Source organism: Arhodomonas sp. KWT, assembly GCF_010993615.1.
On sequence record NZ_WNXE01000633.1, the window covers coordinates 1 to 963 of the forward strand.

The 963-nt window shown below is 68.3% G+C and carries 2 protein-coding genes; both read left to right on the top strand.

All coding sequences use genetic code 11. The features are described from left to right. The coding region (locus G7A99_RS21300) for an ABC transporter permease (RefSeq protein WP_163143919.1) at nt 1-552 on the top strand (552 nt) is incomplete at its 5' end. A 19-nt stretch (nt 553-571) separates the two neighbouring features. Next, nucleotides 572-963 (top strand): nitrilase-related carbon-nitrogen hydrolase (locus G7A99_RS21305; RefSeq protein WP_305792353.1); only part of this gene is annotated, 392 nt, incomplete at its 3' end.

Sequence of the window (963 nt, forward strand, 5' to 3'; positions counted from 1 at the left end):
GTGCTCTGGCGCCATCGCCTGCTCTACGCGAAGATCCTCTACGGTCTCGGCATCGCGCCGTTCATGCTGCCGCCGGTGATCACCGCGGTGGGCTTCATGGTCTTCTGGGCGGCGCTGGGCCACTACGGGCAGTTCGAGAATGTCGTGATCGCCCACGGGATCTTCCTGGTGACCCTGCCGCTGATGACGATCTCCCTCGGCCTGGAGGCGCTGGACCGGGAGATGCTGGAGGCCGCACGCACCATGGGCGCGGATGAGAAGACGACCTTCCTGACCGTGGTCCTGCCACTGGTCCGCCCTTACATCATATCGGGTTACGCGTTCACCTTCGTGCTCTCCATGAACGAGTACATCATCGCGTACATGGTTGCCGGCTTCACGGTCGAGACCCTCCCGATCAAGATCTTCAACGCCCTGCGCTACGGCTACTCGCCGGTGATGGCCGCGGTGGCGGTGATGTTCGTGATGATCGCCATCCTCGTGTTTGGACTGATCGGTCGCTTCGGGAACCTCCCGCGCCTGCTCGGGCGCTGGGAGCCGATGGACCGGTAATGGCCGCGGGAGCCGCCACATGAAGCTCGCGATACACCAGACCGCCGGCAACGCCGGCGACCCCGCGGCGAACATCGCCGATCTGGAGCGCACCGCGGCGCGCGCGGCGGCGGAGGGCGTCGCGCTGCTCGTGCTCCCGGAGATGTGGCTGAGCGGCTACAACATCGGCACCGACGCCTGGTCCCTGGCGGAACCGGCGGACGGCCCGTCCGCCGAGCGCATCGCGGCGATCGCCCGCGAGGCGGGGCTCGCCATCCTCTACGGCTACCCGGAGCGCTCCGCCGCCGGCGTGTACAACGCGGCCCAGCTCATCGACGCGACGGGCGGGCGCGTCGCCGGGATGCGCAAGGCACACCTGTTCGGTGACGGGGAGCGGCGATTGTTCCTGCCCGGCGACACTGGCCTGCCCGT